The sequence below is a fragment of the Yersinia massiliensis genome, from assembly GCF_003048255.1.
Taxonomy (GTDB): Bacteria; Pseudomonadota; Gammaproteobacteria; order Enterobacterales; family Enterobacteriaceae; genus Yersinia; species Yersinia massiliensis_A.
The window spans coordinates 1,211,189-1,229,893 of sequence record NZ_CP028487.1 but is presented as its reverse complement, the minus strand read 5'-3'; the positions used below and the strand labels follow the sequence as shown (position 1 = coordinate 1,229,893).

Here is an 18,705-nt window from a genome sequence, read left to right as displayed (position 1 = left end):
AAAAAAAACTGTCGCGACATGCTCTAATAAGAATTCATTCAGCATTCTGGTAACCAACAAATTGAATTTTATTTATTTTTATCAATTTGTTGCATGCTATTTACGCACTGGGCTGCTTACGCAAAATCATCAAACAACCGCTCTTCTAACTGTTCAACTTGCTGCTGCAGTTTATCCAGAAAACGTAATTTTCGGACTGTATCCGCCGCGAGCTCCCACTGCTGTTGAGCCAACTGCTCGACCATTTGCTGAGTACGTGTTCGTGTCATCAAAGCCAGTCGGTCGTTGAATGCCGCGAGCTGGGCTTCGGCATCAGGTTGGCGTTCGATAGCATCAAGCTCTTCACGCAACTCCAACTGCTCCATCAAAAACGCAGTATCGCGCATAGTGTGCTGTTCGTTGCTTAAATCAAACCCCTGCAAAGATAGCATATACTCAGCACGTTTTAACGGGTGCTTGAGGGTTTGGTAAGCGTCATTGATGGTTGCGGCTTGTTGCAATGAAGCTAAACGCTCGCGTTCAGGCTGGCTTGCAAAACGGTCGGGATGGAATTGGCGTTGCAATTCTTGATAGCGGGTTGTGAGTTGGGTACCGTCAACCTGATAGCTAGCGGGTAACCCGAATAATGTAAAATAATCCATAGCTTGCTCTGGAGGTTGTCACTCTTCGTCATCAAAGCCGCAAGTGCTAGCTTGCGGCTTCACAGTCACATCAATGACGGCGAGTCGTTGTAAAGCATCAAATGCCCGAGGCAGGAACGAAACCGAAATGAGGTGCTAACGCTTTCATTAGACGTTAAAGCTTTAATCAGACGTTAAAACTTTCGCCGCATCCACACTCATTTGAGACGTTCGGATTGTTGAACTTAAAGCCTTCGTTCAGCCCCTCTTTGACGAAATCCAGCTCAGTACCGTCAAGATAGACCATGCTTTTGCCGTCGATGATCACTTTCACGCCTTTGTCTTCAAAAACGATATCGTCATCGTTCATTTCATCAACAAATTCCAGCACATACGCCATTCCAGAACAGCCCGATGTTCTAACACCTAAGCGTAGACCTAGGCCTTTACCACGGTGACTTAAAAAGGCGCTGACCCGTTGCGCAGCACTGTCGCTGATTGATATCGACATACAACAACCTCAACTCTGAAAACCCACTCATAACCTGCTCATCGTTCAAGTAGCAGGTGTGTTGGCGACTCTGGCAGCCCCGAATCACTGACTGATGTAAGCTCATCGGGTTATCTAACGTGTCGCCTTCCTGCCCTCAAATCTTATGGGCATAGACTCAGTGAATGAATACTGAGTTAAGAATGAGCTAGTGATTAATGACCTATTTTACAACTACGTTTTCGCAATTACTTTGCAGTATGTTTGCTTTTGTAGTCGGCGATAGCCGCTTTAATGGCATCTTCAGCCAGAATCGAGCAGTGAATCTTAACTGGCGGTAACTCCAGTTCTTCAGCAATCTGGGTATTCTTGATCGCTTCAGCCTGATCGAGAGACTTGCCCTTCATCCATTCAGTGACCAAAGAGCTGGATGCAATGGCGGAACCGCAGCCATAAGTTTTGAAACGCGCATCTTCAATGATGCCGGCGTCGTTCACTTTGATTTGTAATTTCATAACGTCGCCGCAAGCTGGTGCGCCAACCATGCCGCTACCAATCGTCGGATCGGCGTTGTCGAATGAACCGACGTTGCGTGGATTTTCGTAATGATCGATTACTTTTTCGCTGTAAGCCATGTGATTTCTCCTGAATCTTAAAGTCTGGAATTAATGGTGAGACCATTCAATGCTGCTGATATCCACGCCCTGCTTGAACATTTCCCACAACGGAGACAAGTCACGCAGACGGCCAATGGATTTACGTACCAGCGCAATGGCGTAGTCGATCTCTTCTTCAGTGGTGAAACGCCCCAGAGAGAAACGAATTGAACTGTGAGCCAGTTCGTCGTTCATCCCCAACGCGCGCAACACGTAAGAAGGTTCCAGACTCGCGGAAGTACAGGCTGAACCTGATGAAACAGCCAAATCTTTCAGTGCCATGATCAGCGACTCACCCTCAACATAGTTGAAGCTGACGTTCAGAATGCCAGGTGCGCCATTCTCTAAATCGCCGTTCAGATACACTTCTTCAATATCTTTAAGACCGTTCCACAGACGCAGACGCAGTGAACGCAAACGCGCAGCTTCGCTTTCCATCTCTTCTTTTGCGATACGGTAAGCTTCGCCCATACCCGCGATTTGATGCACTGGCAATGTGCCAGAACGCATACCGCGCTCATGACCACCACCGTGTTGTTGTGCTTCAATGCGAATACGCGGTTTACGACGAACAAACAGCGCACCAATACCCATCGGGCCATAAACTTTATGGGCAGAGAAGGACATCAGATCGACTTTCAGTTTGCTCAGATCAATAGGCAATTTACCGACGCTTTGTGTGGCATCGACATGGAAAATGATCCCACGACTGCGGCACATTTCGCCAATTTCAGCGATATCCTGCACCACACCGATCTCATTATTCACATGCATGATAGAAACCAAAATGGTGTCTTCACGCATTGCCGCTTCAAGCTGTTTCAGATCGATAATACCGTTAGGCTGCGGTGCCAAATACGTCACTTCGAAGCCTTCACGCTCCAATTGGCGACAGGTATCCAGCACAGCTTTATGTTCGGTTTTACAGGTGATGATGTGCTTGCCTTTCTTCTGATAGAAGTTAGCAGCACCTTTGATGGCCAGATTATCGGACTCTGTTGCACCGGAGGTGAAGACAATCTCGCGAGGGTCAGCACCAACCAATGCAGCAATATCATTACGTGCAATATCAACAGCTTCTTCTGCCTGCCAGCCAAACTTATGTGAACGAGAGGCGGGATTACCGAAAATGCCATCCAGAGTCAGATACTGCATCATTTTTTCAGCGACACGAGGATCAACTGGGGTCGTTGCTGCGTAATCCAAATAGATCGGTGTCTTTATTTTTGATTCGGTCATTGCTCTTATGCTCCGTACATCACTTCCAAAACGTAAAATTCCGCAGATTCTGCTTATGCGCGCAGATTGACGTTGATCGTCTCTTGCGGTCGGCCATTAGCCGTACGGCGCGTATCGTTATTCTGACGATCCGCAACCTCTAGGATATCTTGGTTATTCACCAGTTCTGCCAGTGTGATGTTATTGAGGAAGCTGCTGATGCGCTCGCTCAAATCACGCCATAATGTATGAGTCAGGCAACGATCGCCGCCCTGACAACCTTCTTTACCCTGACAACGGGTGGCATCGACAGATTCGTCAACCGCGGTAATCACTGCACCGACTGCGATTGCTGATGCATCTTTACCCAGCAGGTAACCGCCACCTGGACCACGAACACTGGCGACTAAGCCATTTTTGCGTAACCGTGAGAAAAGTTGTTCCAAGTAGGATAACGAAATCCCCTGACGTTCAGAAATATCGGCCAGAGGAACTGGCCCGTCATGGGAATGTAATGCCACATCAAGCATGGCGGTCACGGCATAACGGCCTTTGGATGTCAGTCTCATAGCTAAAATTACCTGTTGGCGAAAACAAGCCAGAAGTCTGACATTCTTGAGTGTTTTAGTCAACTATTTAACCTAGTAATTCACTCAAGTATTATTGACCTATTCCATTCTCAATAATATGCCGTGAAAATTATAATAACCATTTGATATAAGGCATTAATTTTTATTATTTTCAGCTGAATTATTGGCATCACGCTGTGGGTATTTATCCTGCTTTTCAATTGACGTCAGCATGCCACGTAAGATATTCAGCTCTTGGGCCTCTGGGCGCGCGCGGGTAAACAAGCGGCGTAATTTGCTCATAATCTGGCCCGGATGTGCCTGGCGGATAAAACCAGTATGAGACAGCACCTGCTCCAGATGCAGATAAAAGCGCTCCAAATCATCCACCAATGGATATGGGGCTTCTTCTTCTATTATTGGTGCAGCCGCTTGTTGGCGATCAAGGAAAGCCACCCTCACTTCATAAGCTAAGATTTGAACGGCCATCGCCAAATTTAGCGAGCTGTATTCTGGGTTTGCGGGGATCGCCACATGATAGTGGCATTTCTGTAACTCATCGTTCGTCAGACCGACTCGCTCACGACCGAATACCAGCGCGACAGGGGCATGTTCTGCTTCACGCGCACTGCGAACACCGCATTCACGCGGCTCCAGCATTGGCCAAGGTAATGTACGGGAACGAGCACTAGTGCCGACAACCAAACTACAGCCAGCGAGCGCCTCATCCAAAGTATCGACAATAGTGGCATTACCTATCACATCACTGGCACCGGCAGAAAGCGCGATAGCCTGAGAGTCTGGTTTTACCAAAGGATTGACCAAATATAAATTGGTTAATCCCATTGTTTTCATGGCCCTAGCTGTCGAGCCCATATTGCCAGTGTGCGAAGTCTCAACCAAAACGATACGAATATTGTGTAACATACAAACTCTGAGGATAACGGGGAATCGCCATATCTTAACACAGACATATACCCAAGCTACTTTGAGATTCAGGTAGGCGGCAACTGAATGAATCCCTAGGAACTTAGATAACTATGTGACTAGGGTGAGTAAGGGCAGCCAACCCCCCTGCATCTTGAAGGGCAACGGGTATAGGCATTTATCAGATCCCCTGCTATACTATGCGCCGTTTCTCGTTCTTTAACATCCTAGTGGAAGATACCCATGCATCCGATGCTGACTATCGCCATACGCGCTGCGCGTAAGGCCGGTAACCTGATTGCCAAAAATTATGAAACTCCGGACGCTGTCGAAGCGAGCCAGAAAGGCAGTAATGATTTTGTTACTAATGTAGACCGCGATGCTGAGCATCTAATCATCGACGTTATCCGTAAATCTTACCCAAAACACACTATTATCAGTGAAGAATGCGGTGAGTTGCTCGGCGAAGATTATGATGTGCAATGGGTTATTGATCCGCTGGATGGCACCACCAACTTCATCAAACGTCTCCCCCATTTCGCTGTTTCTATCGCTGTGCGCATTAAAGGCCGCACCGAAGTCGCTGTTGTCTATGACCCAATGCGTAACGAGCTATTTACAGCAACCCGCGGCCAAGGCGCTCAGTTAAACGGCTATCGTTTGCGCGGTACCAATGCCAAAGAATTAGACGGCACCATTTTGGCGACAGGCTTCCCATTCAAAGTGAAACAACACGCACCTGCTTATCTGCGTGTCGTGGGTAAACTGTTTGAGCATTGTGCAGACTTCCGTCGTACCGGTTCAGCCGCGCTGGATCTAGCCTATGTCGCTGCGGGCCGCGTTGACGGTTTCTTTGAAATTGGCTTGAAACCATGGGATTTCGCGGGTGGCGAACTGTTGGTTCGTGAGTCTGGCGGTATCGTGACTGACTTTGCTGGCGGCCATAATCATTTTAGCTCTGGTAATGTCGTCGCGGGTAACCCACGTATTGTGAAATCTATCGTTCAAGCGATGAACGATGAAATTAGTGATGCATTGAAGCGCTAATTCTCTTTATTCGCGGTTTCAGCTAAAAAGCCAGTCAGAATTGAATGACTGGCTTTTTTTATCGCCAAACTTAGCGGCCGAAAGGTCGGATTCCCCCGATAAATTCAGGCTGACTGGAAAGATAAAGCAGCCCTCCTGCAAACAGTAAAATAATCCCGCCAGTTAGCGCCAACGTAGACCAAGCAATTGCTCCCCATGCGGCTGGGGCGCGTTTTCGACTTAATTTCACGGCCAATCGCCGCGCATAATGGACAAACAATGCCAACAAAGAAATGGTAAGAGATGTCCCGACTGCCATAGCCAGTGCGGATAGTATCCCCCACCAATACACGCCGATGACTTTAGCAAACAGCAACACCATGATGGCACCTGAACAAGGTCGCATCCCCATCGCCAATACAATGGCCAATCGAGTACGCCAATCATCACCCGCTTGTAGCTCTTGCGCACTGGGTAAGTGGTGATGCCCACAGCCACAATCATCGCTATGGACATGATCGGAGACTAAGGGTTGTATGCGCTGGATAGCTATTTTTTGCGGTTTTAACGCTTTTACCTGAATATAAAGCCGTTTTATCGCGCGATAGCACAGTAAAACACCTAACGCAGCCACGAGTAGGAAGCTCCCCTTTTCTAGCCAGAAGCTGCTTTGATGCAAATAACGGGAAGAGAGTTGCATTATCCCCAGCAGCAACGTCACCAACATGATGGCAACACCACCTTGCAGTATCGAAGCCGCAAAGGTCAGCTTCAAACTACTTTTAAGTTGGGCCGGGTGAGTGGCCAGATACGTGACAATCACCACTTTACCGTGCCCTGGGCCGACCGCATGCATCACACCATAAATCAAACTGAACAGCATAAGCGTTAAGCCGGTCTGATGTGGATTGGCTTTTACCTGTTGGAGTAATTGAGCCATCTGCTGGTGCATGTTTTTTTGCCAAACCACTGTTTTGAAAAGCAGTTCTGGCCAATATAACCATGCGAAATGGGCCGCGCCAGCCAGTAGCAACAGAAAAAGCAATAGTGGCCAAAGATTTATCAACCAATGCCGCTGACGGGAAGCTACCTTGATACCTACTGACATTGCACTGTTATCCGCTGTGCAAATTGTTTTCCAAGTTCCATATCTTCTCCGGGAGAATCACTTTTATCCAACGACAGCGCATAAGCCTGTAATGAAGCATTAGGATTCGGGGTGAATAAGGTCAATTTGCAGATTTTTTCCATTTCTGGCGACAGCCTGACCGATTTGTTATCGGCATAGGTCATATCGACAAAATACGTCGGGTCGTAAGTTGAAATAATGAACGGTTTACCGGCTAAAGGCTGTGGTTCAGCCAATGGCATCACAAACGTTAAAACAGCCTGATGGCCCTTGCGTGCTAGGTGGTATTCCGTTGGTAAATTTTTATATTTCACTGGGCTACCATCACGATATATATCGGTGAAGTAGTGTTGCCCCAGTACGTTAGCCATGACTTCTGCTGCCAGTTTCTTCCAGATTTCAGAATCACTTTTGGCATTTTCAGCGTCATATAACAGATCTGCTGATGTAATTTCATCCATCGTCCAGACCATTTTCATGCCAGTCAACATCTGTTTATCACTGACGAAGGTGGCATCCATATCAATAAAGCTGTGCGGGTGGGCTTCAGCAAAATGGCTATAAATGAACGTTCCTCCTGCAATAAGCAGAATCATCAGGCGGTTAACGGCGCTTGTTTTATCACTCACGGTCAATTTATCAATCACGGCAAAATTGTGATGATATAACATTTCTTGCATTAATCAATCCTTGGAAATCATCTGATACTCAATGTTATTGGCACAGCTAACAACCCTGTAGCGCCGAGTACGCAGGGTATAACGTGATGCATGTTGAAAGTCGACACAAAACCACGCCGCCTCGCTAAACCGAAAAGAATCTCTTTTGCTATGCTTAAACCTGATGAATAACGGCACATCCATCATGGAATGTTATATGCGCGTAGACACTTCCTCTGAATCTCAGTTCTCAAGTCAACCGCTATCTGGTCAGCAACGACGCTGCCATATGGTGCTGATGATGTTTATGCCTGCGCGCAGAGTAGAACTAAAGAGCATCAGCCAACTGAATGGCGTCGAGCCATCCATTACCCGGCAAGATATAGCTGAGGTTGCAAGTGAAATCCAGCGTTTCTACCATTTGCAGGTTAATGCCGATAACAATGAGTGTTTCCTGATTCAGGGCAGCCATCTCGATAAAAGGCTCTGCCTAATTCATTGGTTACGACGTGGATTGCGGTATTGCCCGCATTTCGTTGAGAATCAGTTTAGCCCTAGCTTGTTTGAAGCATTATCTTGGGATAACTCAGTCCTATCGCAACATTTACCGCAAATCATTAGTCAGTGTGAACCCCACCTTAATCGTCAACTCAATGATAAAGATCGTCAGTTTTTACAGTTGTATCTGGCCTATTGCGCTTGGGAAAACCTTCAGCAGCCCCCACCAGAACTCACACTCGTTCAGCAACGGTGGCTAAAATGTAAACCTGCGTTATCGGCAGCTGACAGTTTGTATGATTCCTTTAATCCATTACTAGGCCATCCTTTAGCTGGCCAACCGTTGGATATCATTGAGCGAGACATTCTGATCCTAATGTTGACAATGATAAAAGCGCACAGCTACCACAGCACGAGATCAACAGAAGATATCCGTTTGATCAGCGCTATTCATCGGTTGGTTGAGGATTTTCAGCAGCATTCAGCAATGACATTGAGTAATAGTGAGACATTGGTTAGCCAGCTTTTTGCCCACCTAGCGCCGGCCATTGAGCGCTGTTATTTCAATATCGGTATTGATAATTCATTGCTGGACGAGGTCATTCGCAAGTACCCCTTGTTGCTGCGGACCACCCAACAAGCGCTTGTTCCTTTTGAACAAGAATATCAAATTCAATTTTCTACCGATGAAGTGGGCCTGATCGCGATTAGCTTTGGCGCCTGTCTAATGCAGGATAATGCATTACAGGAAAAACAGATTTTGCTATTAACGCAGAACAATCCTGAGCTAGAAGAACAACTGGAGCAGCAGATACGTGAGCTAACGCTGCTGCCGTTGCACATCAAATATTTGCCCCATGACGTCTATCTACAATCTGGTGCACCTGCCGGCACAGCCGTGGTATTGACGCCTTACGCTATACAGCAATCGGCATCAACACCGTCACTTATTCAGGTGCAATTGCCGCTAAGTACAAAACAAAACAAGCAATTGCGCCATATATTAGAATTGCCTTAACCGGTAGCGTCACTTTGACTCGCCACGACCCGAGGCCGGATAAACAGTGCAGGAACCGCCACCAAAGCCATCACCCAAAAAACCCCGCCCTGATAATGTTCGAATAAGAAACCAGAAATGACGGTCATCACCGCAATCCCGCCTCCCATTGCCAGCGCAGAATAAACTGACTGCAAGCGGATCACATCCGACCCATGTCGCGCCGCAATAAACCGCATCGCCGCTAAATGGCAGACGGTAAAGGAACCACAATGCAAGATTTGAATGAAAATAAGCCAAGGTAGTTCAGTGGTTGAAGCCATCAAGCTCCAACGAATAATCCCAGAGATGGCAGAAAGTAGCAGTAGACCGCGTGCAGTCCAGCGGCGAAACAGCACATTGCTGAACGCAAACACCAGAATCTCAGCCACGACCCCCAACGACCATAAATAGCCAATAGTAGCGGCAGAATACCCCGCCTCATTCCAATATATCGAGCTGAAACTGTAATAACCGGCATGTGCGCCTTGCAACAAAGTCACACAAAGTAAAAAGCGCCATACTTGTGAATCAGACAGTAGCTTCTTCCAGCTTGTGGCCGCAACATTTCGGTGCTTCACCTCCCCCTGTGGCATGACATTGGGTTTCAGTAAAGCGCCTAGCAACATGGCTGAAACACCGAAAATCAAACTATAGAGAATGGCCGGGTGGCCCCAAACAGAGACTAATTTGCCGGTTAATGCCGAACCAATCACAAAAGCCAACGATCCCCACAACCGAACTTTGCCGTAATCCATGGTGATCTGTTTTTGCCAAGTAGCCGCTAATGCATCCGTTAACGGCACCAGTGGGCCAAAAAACAGGTTAAAGCCGGCAATGACCAGCATTAACCATGCCCAACCATGACCAAAGCAAAAACCGACGACAAAGACTAACGCCAGCAGTGCCAAAATTCGTATCGCGGTGACCAGATGAGAGGGATCTTTCACGCTAGGGGCAATCAGCAGACTACCAAGGAAACGTGCAATTAAGCCTGCACCCAATAAAATCCCGATGGTTTCAGGTGGTATCCCTTCACCTTGCAACCAAATGCCCCAAAAAGGCAGGAAAATGCCATAAGAAAAGAAATAGGTGAAATAGCTGAGCGAAAGCCAGCGTGTTGATTGTAATACCATGAATCCCTCCGAGGTCAGCCGTCACTGTGACAGAGGCCCCGTCGGCTAGCAACTATGCCGTGCTACAAACATAGAGTTTGAGATTGAGTTCACACTTAGGCTGCAAAAGTGACAAAATACGGACAAGCCCTGCGGTCATCCTCGCATGGTGCAATGGCTTCGGTTAACTGAAAAAAAATAAAAAAAAACCCGCATTTTGCGGGTTTTTATTCAGCTAAAGCTAATCTGACGAAATTATGCGTAAACCGGTAAACGGGCGCAGATTGCCAATACTTTTTGCTTCACACGCTCAATAGTGGCTTCATCGTTGATGTTGTCTAACACATCACACATCCAGCCAGCCAATTCGCGAGATTCTGCTTCTTTGAAGCCACGGCGAGTAATCGCAGGGCTACCAATACGCACACCTGAAGTCACGAAAGGACTTTTCGGATCATTTGGTACGCTGTTTTTGTTCACGGTAATGTTGGCGCGCCCTAAAGCGGCATCGGCATCTTTACCGGTGATGTCTTTATCCACCAAATCAAGCAAGAACAGGTGGTTTTCAGTACCGCCAGAAACGACTTTGTAACCACGTTCCAAGAACACAGACACCATGGCTTTGGCGTTTTTAGCCACTTGCTGCTGGTAAACCTTGAACTCAGGCTCCATGGCTTCTTTCAGCGCGACTGCTTTACCCGCGATAACATGCATCAATGGGCCACCCTGATTACCAGGGAATACAGATGAATTCAGTTTTTTGTACAGATCTTCATCGCCACCTTTCGCCAAAATCAAGCCACCGCGTGGGCCAGCCAGTGTTTTGTGCGTGGTTGTGGTCACGATATGTGCATGTGGAACGGGGTTCGGGTAAACACCCGCAGCAACCAAACCGGCTACGTGAGCCATATCAACGAACAGCCATGCATCGATGCTGTCTGCAATCTCACGCATTTTTGCCCAATCAACGATCCCAGAGTAAGCAGAGAAGCCACCGATGATCATTTTTGGTTGATGTTTTTCTGCCTGACGCGCCAAATCGTCATAATCAATCTGACCAGACTCATCGATGCCGTAAGGCACGATATTGTAAAGCTTGCCGGAGAAGTTAACCGGTGAACCGTGAGTCAAATGGCCGCCATGTGCCAGATTCATCCCCAGCACAGTATCACCTGGTTGTAGCAAGGCAGAGTAAACCGCGACGTTAGCTTGTGAACCGGAGTGCGGTTGAACGTTAGCGTAATCTGCGCCGAACAGCTCTTTAGCACGGTCAATGGCCAGTTGCTCAACAACATCAACATACTCACAACCACCGTAGTAACGCTTGCCCGGATAGCCTTCAGCATACTTGTTCGTTAACTGAGAACCCTGCGCCTGCATAACACGCGGGCTGGTATAGTTCTCAGACGCAATGAGTTCGATGTGCTCTTCCTGGCGCACCACTTCTTGCTCCATTGCACGCCATAAATCTGCATCATAATCGGCAATGTTCATTTCACGCTTTAACATCCGGCTCTCCTGACTTAGCTAGCAAATTATACCTTGAAGGTCACCCGTTCGGGTTCTGGCACACAGTGTAAACTGTTTCCCCCTTGTGATGATAGGTCTTGACAGAGGTTTTTACGCAAACGATTGGCTACTGATGGCGTAAGGCTTTGAGCTGTTATGGGTTCATTCACGGCAAGGGAATTATCCTCATATTCATTATGTGATTTTTTCATATTCTGTGAACTGACTCGCCACAACAATCCCCCACATAAAGAAAGTGCATTTACAAATCAGCATGTAAATTATAAGATGCATATAAAATACATGTATTGAAATGCATATAATAATACCCAACGCTATTTGGCAGGTTTATGACGAATAGCAAGGGATCAAACGACCAAGGAGTCACCATGCTGGACCACCAAACCATCGCTACCGTTCAATCCACCATTCCGCTACTTGCTGCTACTGGCCCCAAACTGACTGCGCATTTCTATGATCGCATGTTCGAACATAATCCTGAGCTAAAACACATCTTCAACATGAGCAATCAAGTGAATGGTGACCAGCGTGAAGCACTGTTTAACGCCCTTTGCGCTTATGCGGCAAATATCGATAATTTGGCGGCTTTGCTACCCGCTGTTGAACGTATTGCACAGAAACATACCAGCCTGAACATTCAACCTGAGCACTATGCGATAGTCGGCCATCACCTGATCAGTACGCTAGATGAAATGTTCTCTCCAGGTGAAGAAGTATTAGATGCTTGGGGTAAAGCTTACGGTGTATTGGCTGAGGTGTTTATTCAGCGAGAAAGTCAGATTTACCAGCAGAGTGAAACCAGCACTGGCGGTTGGCGGACCTTGCGCCGCTTTAGCATCATTAAAAAAGAGATGCAGAGTGACGTAATTTGCAGCTTTGTATTAGCGCCTGAAGATGGTGGCCGAGTAGTCGATTTCAAACCGGGCCAATATTTAGGTCTTTATATCGAAGACGAGCAGCTCGAATATCAAGAAATTCGTCAATACTCACTGACCGCAGCCCCTAACGGGAAGACATATCGCATTGCCGTTAAACGTGAGGAACAAGGCACGGTTTCTAATTATCTGCACCAACAGTTGAATGAAGGCGATATCGTACGTATCGCGCCTCCTCGCGGTGATTTCTTCTTGGATATCACACCGGATACCCCCGTGGCGTTGATTTCTGCGGGTGTGGGTCAGACCCCAATGCTAAGCATGCTCAATACGTTACATGATCAGCAACATTCTGCCCCAATACATTGGTTACATGCTGCAGAAAACGGCCGTGTGCATGCATTTGCCGATGAAGTTACCGCCATTGCAGAGAATATGCCTAATCTCAGTCACCACGTGTGGTACCGCGAACCCATAGCGAGCGATAATAAAGGGGTGGATTACCATAGCGAAGGGCTAATGGACCTCGGTGCATTTGAGGGCTTGGCAGCAGAACCTAACCGGCATTATTACTTCTGTGGACCGCTGGGATTTATGCAATTTGCAGGGCGTCAATTATTGGCGCAAGGGGTCTCATCCAACAGAATTCATTATGAATGTTTCGGTCCGCATAAAGTCATTTAATTATTGAATATTATATATCGTGAGAGGCCATCCGGCCTTTCACCTATTTAGCCCCCCAGATCCCTTCTAATTATTCTCCTTAAATGTGGTAGAACGTGATTTAGATCTCATATATCCTTACTCGAAATTGCCACGATGAGAGATTCGAATGATTGTCTCAATATTGATATAACTAAATATTATTAATGTGGCTAAAATTTCCCTTTCTATTTATTCCCAGCAACGCTGGGTAAATTAAGGCTGAATTAACCTACCATGAGTAAGAAATTCATAAAAAAAGAAGGGTTGGCATTAGTCTCTATGGCGCGCTATTTAATTGGTGAGCGTCCCGGCAATCGGCTTAAAACCATCGATGAATTATCCGAAGATTTTAGTATTTCTGTCGGTGTGGTACAGCACGCATTAAAAGTGTTGGAAGCCGATGGGGCTATCATCGTTGAGCGTCGTGGCCGTAATGGCACCTTGCTGGTTGATCTGAATATGCCACTGTTATTACAGCAGGCTGATTTGGGTAATATGGTCTGTGCTATGCCGCTGCCCTATACCAAACTTTATGAAGGTCTAGCCAGTGGCTTAAGGGAACAATTTACCTTACTTCCTCTTTATTTCGCACATATGCGTGGAGCTGAAGTCCGTATCGAATGCCTGATAGACGGTGTTTATGATATGGCTGTGGTATCGCATTTGGCAGCGAAAAGTTATCTGGCTCAAGGGAAAGTGGCACTCGCATTAAATCTGGGAAATGGTTCCTATGTGGATGGCCACCAGCTTATTTGCCGTCGTGGTGAACAGCACAATATTCGTCGGGTCGGATTAGACCCACGCTCACCCGATCAATGCTTGCTGACTGAAATTAAATTTGCTGGGCAACCTATCGAATTGGTCGAATTACCTTATAGCGACTGTATCACGCACATTAATCGTGGCGACATTGATGCCGCCATTTGGAACTTGGCTGACGATGTTCCCCATGAACATTTACAAGCACTCAAACTACAAGGCGATGAGCGTTATATTCAAGCTTCACAAGCCGTCATTCTTATCCGGCCGGATAACCATCCCATAAAGTTACTGTTGGAAAAAGGGATTAATGAGACGTTATTGCTTAATCATCAGCGGGCAGTACAAAAAGGTGAAATAGAACCTCGCTATTAGTCTTGCGCCGTTAATGGCAAGCTAACCCGTTGTTTTCAGGAGGTTCACTCATTGGAAATTTGTCTTGATCCGCGCCTTAACATTCTCTGTCAGTCAGGGATTATCGATGCCGACATTGGCCAAGGTCTGGATCAGGTTATCAAGCGATTAGAGTACTTTTGGCGGCTACCCGTTCACACCGATCAAGGAGCGATGGCAATAACTCACATGGCAAATGCATTAATGCGTACCCGCCGTGGCGAAGCGATAAATGCATTAGACCCGATGCTCCTTGCAGATATTATTCAAAGCGAACACATTCACTATATTCGTGAAATTAATCAGGATTTATTGGCTTTTTTTTCGCTAAAACCTGCAGAAAATGAAATTGGGTATTTACTTACGAACATTTACAGTCTATATCTTTCTAGTGATTTGCCACCACTGCGTTAATGATTTCTGTGGGTTGTCATTAAGACACAATATTTTGATTTTTTTCCTCCTTAAATATTCAAAATAATGATGATTTAATAAAAATAATTATATTTCAATACCTTAGGAAATAGAATGTTTTTAAAAACACTTTTAAAGCAAAATACTCTACTGGTTGACGCGGCTATTTCATTCTGGCACCAGGGAAAAATCAGCCCAGATAGCTATGTTATTGATGTTGAACAAACTGAAGCGAATGCTCGTTTACTGCTAGAAGCTGCTCATCATAGCCAGATAAAACTGTATTTGATGAGTAAGCAATTTGGGCGTAACCCAGAGCTCTGCCGCCGCCTACTCGCCTGCCGTTATGAGGGGACAAGCTATCAAGGTATGGTTGCCGTTGATTTCAAAGAAGCGCGGCAACTTTATCATCACGATATCCCTGTCGCCCATGTTGGCCATTTGGTCCAGCCCCCTTCTGGTATGGTTGCGGAAATAGTACGCAGACAACCGGAGGTTATTACCGTTTTCTCACTGGAAAAAGCGCTGGAGATCTCGCAAGCAGCACACCAATTACATATTACCCAGCCACTCATGTTGAAGGTTTGTCAGACGGGCGATTTACTGTATTCCGGACAAGAAGCAGGGTTTGAGTTATCACATTTACCCGCAGTCATTGCCGCTATTCGCAAATTACCGGCAGTAAGATTAGTCGGGATTACCCACTTCCCTTGTATGCTATATGACGCATCTTCACAGCAAACCTTACCAACGGCGAATATGCACACATTGCTCGCTGCGCGGGATATTTTGCTAGCAGAGGGTGTCGAAGTTGAACAGGTGAATGCACCTTCCGCGACCAGTTGCATCACTTTGCCACAATTGGCTCAACTCGGCGTAACGCACAGCGAACCCGGCCATGCCTTAACGGGAACCATCCCTGCCAATCAACATGGTGATCAACCAGAACAGATTTCGATGCTTTATCTATCCGAGATTTCCCATCATGTTTCTGGCCGCAGCTACTTCTTTGGTGGTGGATATTACCGCCGTAGCCATTTAAAAAATGCGTTGATTTACCACGACAATCAATTCAGCCAAAGTACGGTATTCCCCCTCGATGATAGCAGCATTGATTACTGCCTGAGTTTGGCCAATGAGTTCCCTATTGGTAGCCCAGTTATCATGAGTTTTCGGACTCAGATATTTGTTACCCGCAGTGATGTCGTGCTGATTGATGGCATTCAAAGCGGCAAACCCCGCTTGCTTGGTCGTTATGACAGCAGAGGTCATCTACTGTCATAGCAAAATAAGATAATTATTAGCAATCCAATGCGTTAGCCGATGTAATATGTTCTTATATAGACGTTATCGAACATTATGATGGATACGTTATTTTTTACTGTACTGATTGATTAATCTGCCGATATATTAGTTGCCGCCATTATAAGCAGCACTAATGAAATCAATCGTCCAGTGATAAGCGACTGTCAATATCGGGTAACATTTGTCCCTATATTTACCTCCTTCGGAGCCTGCCCGATGATCAATCCTAATGGATACACCTACGCCCACGAGCATCTGCACATCGACTTATCTGGATTTAAAAATAATCTGGACTGTCGCTTGGATCAATATCAGCCCATTTGTGACGAAATGCGTGAATTAGTGAGTAAAGGGGTCGCGAATATTGTTGAAGTCACCAACCGGTACATGGGCCGAAACCCTCAATTTTTATTGAATCTGATGCGAGACAGTGGCATAAATGTCATCGCTTCAACCGGTTACTATACCGATAGTTTCTACCCGCCAATGGTGCGAGAGAGCAGCGCGCAACAACTTGCGCGGACCATGATTGATGAAATTGAAATAGGGATTGATGGTACGGATCTGAAAGCCGGTGTGATTGCCGAAATAGGCACCAGTGAGGGCGTGATTACCCCTGATGAAGAAAAAGTCTTTCACGCCGCAGCACTCACCCACCATGCAACTGGCCTCGCCATCTCTACCCATACCAGTTTCAGCACCATGGGCTTGCAACAAATCGACCTGCTTAAACAACATGGTGTACCGTTAGATCGCGTGGTTATTGGCCACTGCGATCTGAAAGAGCAGCCAGACCTTATTCTAGAAATGATCGATATGGGTGTGTACGTCCAATTCGACACTATTGGTAAAAATAGCTATTTCCCTGATGAACGCAGGGTTGCCATGCTTGTCACCTTAGCTGAGCGCGGGTTGTTGGATAGAGTTATGCTCTCAATGGATATCACCCGTCGGTCCCATTTGAAAGCGAATGGGGGCAGCGGATTTAGTTATTTAGTTGATTCATTTATTCCCATGTTACTGGCCGCAGGGATTTCCCACGCTCAGGTGGAAATGATGTTGCGCCACAATCCTAATAAATTTTTCGCCACGCAAGGAAAGTGATTATGAAGAAGATTGGTATTGCCGGGCTGCAACGAGAATTAATTCGCGAAATGATTGAGCAGACGGCACCGAACACCTTTGAGACATTTATTCTCTCGGACATGGATGCCGCCGTCAAAGTGAAAGAAGGGCAGTTGGATTATTATATTGGTGCCTGTAATACCGGTGCTGGGGCAGCATTATCAATGGCCATCGCAATTATTGGTTATAACAAAAGCGCGACGATTGCCAAACCCGGCATCAAAGCAAAACCTGAGCAAATAGAAAAAGTGGTGGCGGAAGGTAAAGTCGCTTTTGGCTTATCCGTCGAACATATTGAACATGCAATCCCATTGCTGATTACACAGCTGCGCTAAGGGGCCTCCGTGGATTATATTCATATTGTTGTGGTCGCTCTACTGACGGGGATGACCGCCCTACTTTCCCACCGTTCTGTCGCCGTGTTCCATGACGGCATACGCCCTATCTTGCCGCAATTGGTTGAAGGCAACATGACTCGCCGCGAAGCAGGCAGTATCGCATTCGGCCTGAGTGTAGGGTTTATCGCCTCAGTCGGTATTTCATTCACACTCTCAACCGGTTTACTTAACTCTTGGTTACTTTTCCTGCCAACCGACATTATCGGTGTCTTGGCGATCAACAGCTATTTAGCCTTCGCGCTAGGTGCTGCTTGGGGCATTTTAGCCCTCACTAGTTTGCCAGCGGTAAATACCGCGCTGACCTCATTGCCCGTAAACTTTATCGGCTCGTTAGGGGAGTTAAGCAGTCCGGTTATTTCTGCTTTCGCCCTGTTCCCGTTGGTGGCGATTTTCTATCAATTTGGTTGGAAAACCGCTATTGTCTCAGCCTTTATTGTGCTGCTGACCCGCCTGCTCATTACCCGTTTTACTGGGCTGTTCCCTGAGTCCATCGAAATTTTCGTCGGTATGGTACTGCTTATTGGCATCGCCATCGCACAAGATTTACGTGCAAAAACCCACCTCGGGGGTGGTGGCGGGCACTCTGTTTTCGAAGAACGAACTCAGCGCATTATTAAAAATCTCCCCATGCTGGCCGTTGTCGGCGGACTCATCTCTGCGGTAGCGAGTATGAAGATCTTCGGCGGCAGTGAAGTGTCGATTTATACCCTCGCAAAAGCCTATGCACCGGGTATTACACCGGAAGAATCATTGGCGCTGATCCATCAAGCCTCATTGGCTGAATTTATGCGCGGTCTTGGCTTTGTGCCACTGATTGCCACCACAGCGTTGGCAACGGGCGTCTATGCGGTCGCGGGTTTCACCTTTGTCTTTGTGGTGGGTTATTTGGTGCCTAACCCATTACTCGCGGGCATCATTGGGGCGATCGTTATCTCATTGGAAGTCCTGATGCTACGTTCCATCGGCAAGTGGCTAGGCCGCTTCCCATCAGTGCGTAATGCTTCGGACAACATCCGTAACGCCATGAACTTGTTGATGGAGTACGCGCTGCTCATTGGTGCTATTTTCGCGTCAATCAAGATGGCTGGCTATACCGGTTTTACCATTACTACCGCGCTCTATTTCCTCAACGAAGCCATTGGCCGCCCAGTCATGAAAATTGCAGCGCCTGTGGTGGCGGTGATTATTGCCGGTATTGTGCTGAATCTGTTCTATTGGATAGGGCTGTTCGTTCCGGCTTGATTTGCTGTTCATCATG

19 protein-coding genes are annotated in these 18,705 nt (G+C 46.8%); 9 read left to right on the top strand and 10 right to left on the bottom strand.

Features of this window, described 5'->3' with window-relative positions; translation table 11 throughout:
* Positions 1-116: 116 nt before the first annotated feature.
* The 6 genes from hscB to trmJ all read right to left on the bottom strand — a co-directional run bounded on the left by hscB (position 117) and on the right by trmJ (position 4,480).
* Entirely contained in the window at positions 117-641 is a 525-nt protein-coding gene (hscB, locus tag DA391_RS05695; protein ID WP_050081977.1) for a co-chaperone HscB, read from the bottom strand.
* 166 nt (positions 642-807) lie between these two features.
* Positions 808-1,131, bottom strand: coding sequence for an iron-sulfur cluster assembly protein IscA (gene iscA, locus DA391_RS05690; protein ID WP_004874655.1), 324 nt, complete (start codon positions 1,129-1,131; stop codon positions 808-810).
* 227 nt (positions 1,132-1,358) lie between these two features.
* Positions 1,359-1,745: a Fe-S cluster assembly scaffold IscU gene (gene iscU / locus DA391_RS05685; RefSeq protein ID WP_019212182.1), complete on the bottom strand. Its 387-nt coding sequence runs from the start codon at positions 1,743-1,745 to the stop codon at positions 1,359-1,361.
* A 30-nt stretch (positions 1,746-1,775) separates the two neighbouring features.
* Positions 1,776-2,990, bottom strand: coding sequence for an IscS subfamily cysteine desulfurase (locus DA391_RS05680; RefSeq protein ID WP_042806900.1), 1,215 nt, complete (start codon positions 2,988-2,990; stop codon positions 1,776-1,778).
* Between the two features lie 68 nt (positions 2,991-3,058).
* A complete protein-coding gene (gene iscR / locus DA391_RS05675; RefSeq protein ID WP_004393583.1) occupies positions 3,059-3,553 on the bottom strand; it encodes a Fe-S cluster assembly transcriptional regulator IscR in 495 nt (164 codons plus the stop codon).
* 156 nt (positions 3,554-3,709) lie between these two features.
* Positions 3,710-4,480 (bottom strand): tRNA (cytosine(32)/uridine(32)-2'-O)-methyltransferase TrmJ, encoded by a 771-nt coding sequence (trmJ, locus tag DA391_RS05670; RefSeq protein ID WP_050081979.1) that lies wholly within the window; start codon positions 4,478-4,480, stop codon positions 3,710-3,712.
* Positions 4,481-4,723: 243 nt separating this feature from the next.
* Between trmJ and suhB the strand changes: the two genes are divergently transcribed.
* Positions 4,724-5,527 (top strand): inositol-1-monophosphatase, encoded by an 804-nt coding sequence (gene suhB, locus DA391_RS05665; RefSeq protein WP_019212185.1) that lies wholly within the window; start codon positions 4,724-4,726, stop codon positions 5,525-5,527.
* Between the two features lie 70 nt (positions 5,528-5,597).
* Here suhB and DA391_RS05660 read toward each other — a convergent pair whose 3' ends face one another.
* Entirely contained in the window at positions 5,598-6,614 is a 1,017-nt protein-coding gene (locus DA391_RS05660) for a nickel/cobalt transporter (protein ID WP_108087439.1), read from the bottom strand.
* Positions 6,605-7,231: a DUF1007 family protein gene (locus DA391_RS05655; protein ID WP_260833760.1), complete on the bottom strand. Its 627-nt coding sequence runs from the start codon at positions 7,229-7,231 to the stop codon at positions 6,605-6,607. Before DA391_RS05655 ends, DA391_RS05660 begins: the two co-directional genes overlap by 10 nt.
* Positions 7,232-7,511: 280 nt before the next feature.
* On the opposite strand from DA391_RS05655, the gene csiE reads away from it, so the two are divergent.
* Complete coding sequence (gene csiE, locus DA391_RS05650) at positions 7,512-8,810, top strand: stationary phase inducible protein CsiE (RefSeq protein ID WP_050081986.1); 1,299 nt, start codon at positions 7,512-7,514, stop codon at positions 8,808-8,810.
* Here the strand turns inward: csiE and DA391_RS05645 are convergent.
* A complete protein-coding gene (locus tag DA391_RS05645) occupies positions 8,807-9,964 on the bottom strand; it encodes a 3-phenylpropionate MFS transporter (RefSeq protein ID WP_050081987.1) in 1,158 nt (385 codons plus the stop codon). The two genes, csiE and DA391_RS05645, sit on opposite strands and share 4 nt — an antisense overlap.
* A 234-nt stretch (positions 9,965-10,198) precedes the next feature.
* A complete protein-coding gene (gene glyA / locus DA391_RS05640; protein WP_050081989.1) occupies positions 10,199-11,452 on the bottom strand; it encodes a serine hydroxymethyltransferase in 1,254 nt (417 codons plus the stop codon).
* A gap of 389 nt (positions 11,453-11,841) precedes the next feature.
* Between glyA and hmpA the strand changes: the two genes are divergently transcribed.
* The 7 genes from hmpA (at position 11,842) to DA391_RS05600 (ending at position 18,689) form a co-directional block, all read left to right on the top strand.
* Entirely contained in the window at positions 11,842-13,032 is a 1,191-nt protein-coding gene (gene hmpA, locus DA391_RS05630; RefSeq protein WP_050081992.1) for an NO-inducible flavohemoprotein, read from the top strand.
* A gap of 255 nt (positions 13,033-13,287) precedes the next feature.
* Positions 13,288-14,187: a GntR family transcriptional regulator YhfZ gene (yhfZ, locus tag DA391_RS05625; protein WP_050081994.1), complete on the top strand. Its 900-nt coding sequence runs from the start codon at positions 13,288-13,290 to the stop codon at positions 14,185-14,187.
* Between the two features lie 51 nt (positions 14,188-14,238).
* Positions 14,239-14,619: a PRD domain-containing protein gene (locus DA391_RS05620; protein ID WP_050874041.1), complete on the top strand. Its 381-nt coding sequence runs from the start codon at positions 14,239-14,241 to the stop codon at positions 14,617-14,619.
* Between the two features lie 114 nt (positions 14,620-14,733).
* The gene (locus DA391_RS05615) at positions 14,734-15,903 is read left to right on the top strand and encodes a YhfX family PLP-dependent enzyme (RefSeq protein ID WP_057644912.1); all 1,170 of its coding nucleotides are present in this window, start codon (positions 14,734-14,736) and stop codon (positions 15,901-15,903) included.
* Between the two features lie 237 nt (positions 15,904-16,140).
* Positions 16,141-17,028: a phosphotriesterase-related protein gene (locus DA391_RS05610; RefSeq protein ID WP_050081997.1), complete on the top strand. Its 888-nt coding sequence runs from the start codon at positions 16,141-16,143 to the stop codon at positions 17,026-17,028.
* Positions 17,029-17,030: 2 nt separating this feature from the next.
* Entirely contained in the window at positions 17,031-17,384 is a 354-nt protein-coding gene (locus DA391_RS05605) for a DUF2620 domain-containing protein (RefSeq protein WP_004874640.1), read from the top strand.
* A 9-nt stretch (positions 17,385-17,393) separates the two neighbouring features.
* The gene (locus tag DA391_RS05600) at positions 17,394-18,689 is read left to right on the top strand and encodes a YhfT family protein (protein ID WP_072187328.1); all 1,296 of its coding nucleotides are present in this window, start codon (positions 17,394-17,396) and stop codon (positions 18,687-18,689) included.
* Positions 18,690-18,705: the final 16 nt, after the last annotated feature.

Bases quoted from the DNA above. Each gene is read 5' to 3' on its own strand.
- DA391_RS05655 (WP_260833760.1), bottom strand. From the start codon at position 7,231: ATGATTCTGCTTATTGCAGGAGGAACGTTCATTTATAGCCATTTTGCT.
- DA391_RS05615 (WP_057644912.1), top strand. From the start codon at position 14,734: ATGTTTTTAAAAACACTTTTAAAGCAAAATACTCTACTGGTTGACGCG.
- iscU (WP_019212182.1), bottom strand. From the start codon at position 1,745: ATGGCTTACAGCGAAAAAGTAATCGATCATTACGAAAATCCACGCAAC.
- DA391_RS05610 (WP_050081997.1), top strand. From the start codon at position 16,141: ATGATCAATCCTAATGGATACACCTACGCCCACGAGCATCTGCACATC.
- trmJ (WP_050081979.1), bottom strand. From the start codon at position 4,480: ATGTTACACAATATTCGTATCGTTTTGGTTGAGACTTCGCACACTGGC.
- hscB (WP_050081977.1), bottom strand. From the start codon at position 641: ATGGATTATTTTACATTATTCGGGTTACCCGCTAGCTATCAGGTTGAC.
- suhB (WP_019212185.1), top strand. From the start codon at position 4,724: ATGCATCCGATGCTGACTATCGCCATACGCGCTGCGCGTAAGGCCGGT.
- DA391_RS05645 (WP_050081987.1), bottom strand. From the start codon at position 9,964: ATGGTATTACAATCAACACGCTGGCTTTCGCTCAGCTATTTCACCTAT.
- DA391_RS05660 (WP_108087439.1), bottom strand. From the start codon at position 6,614: ATGTCAGTAGGTATCAAGGTAGCTTCCCGTCAGCGGCATTGGTTGATA.
- hmpA (WP_050081992.1), top strand. From the start codon at position 11,842: ATGCTGGACCACCAAACCATCGCTACCGTTCAATCCACCATTCCGCTA.
- iscR (WP_004393583.1), bottom strand. From the start codon at position 3,553: ATGAGACTGACATCCAAAGGCCGTTATGCCGTGACCGCCATGCTTGAT.
- yhfZ (WP_050081994.1), top strand. From the start codon at position 13,288: ATGAGTAAGAAATTCATAAAAAAAGAAGGGTTGGCATTAGTCTCTATG.
- iscA (WP_004874655.1), bottom strand. From the start codon at position 1,131: ATGTCGATATCAATCAGCGACAGTGCTGCGCAACGGGTCAGCGCCTTT.
- DA391_RS05605 (WP_004874640.1), top strand. From the start codon at position 17,031: ATGAAGAAGATTGGTATTGCCGGGCTGCAACGAGAATTAATTCGCGAA.
- csiE (WP_050081986.1), top strand. From the start codon at position 7,512: ATGCGCGTAGACACTTCCTCTGAATCTCAGTTCTCAAGTCAACCGCTA.
- glyA (WP_050081989.1), bottom strand. From the start codon at position 11,452: ATGTTAAAGCGTGAAATGAACATTGCCGATTATGATGCAGATTTATGG.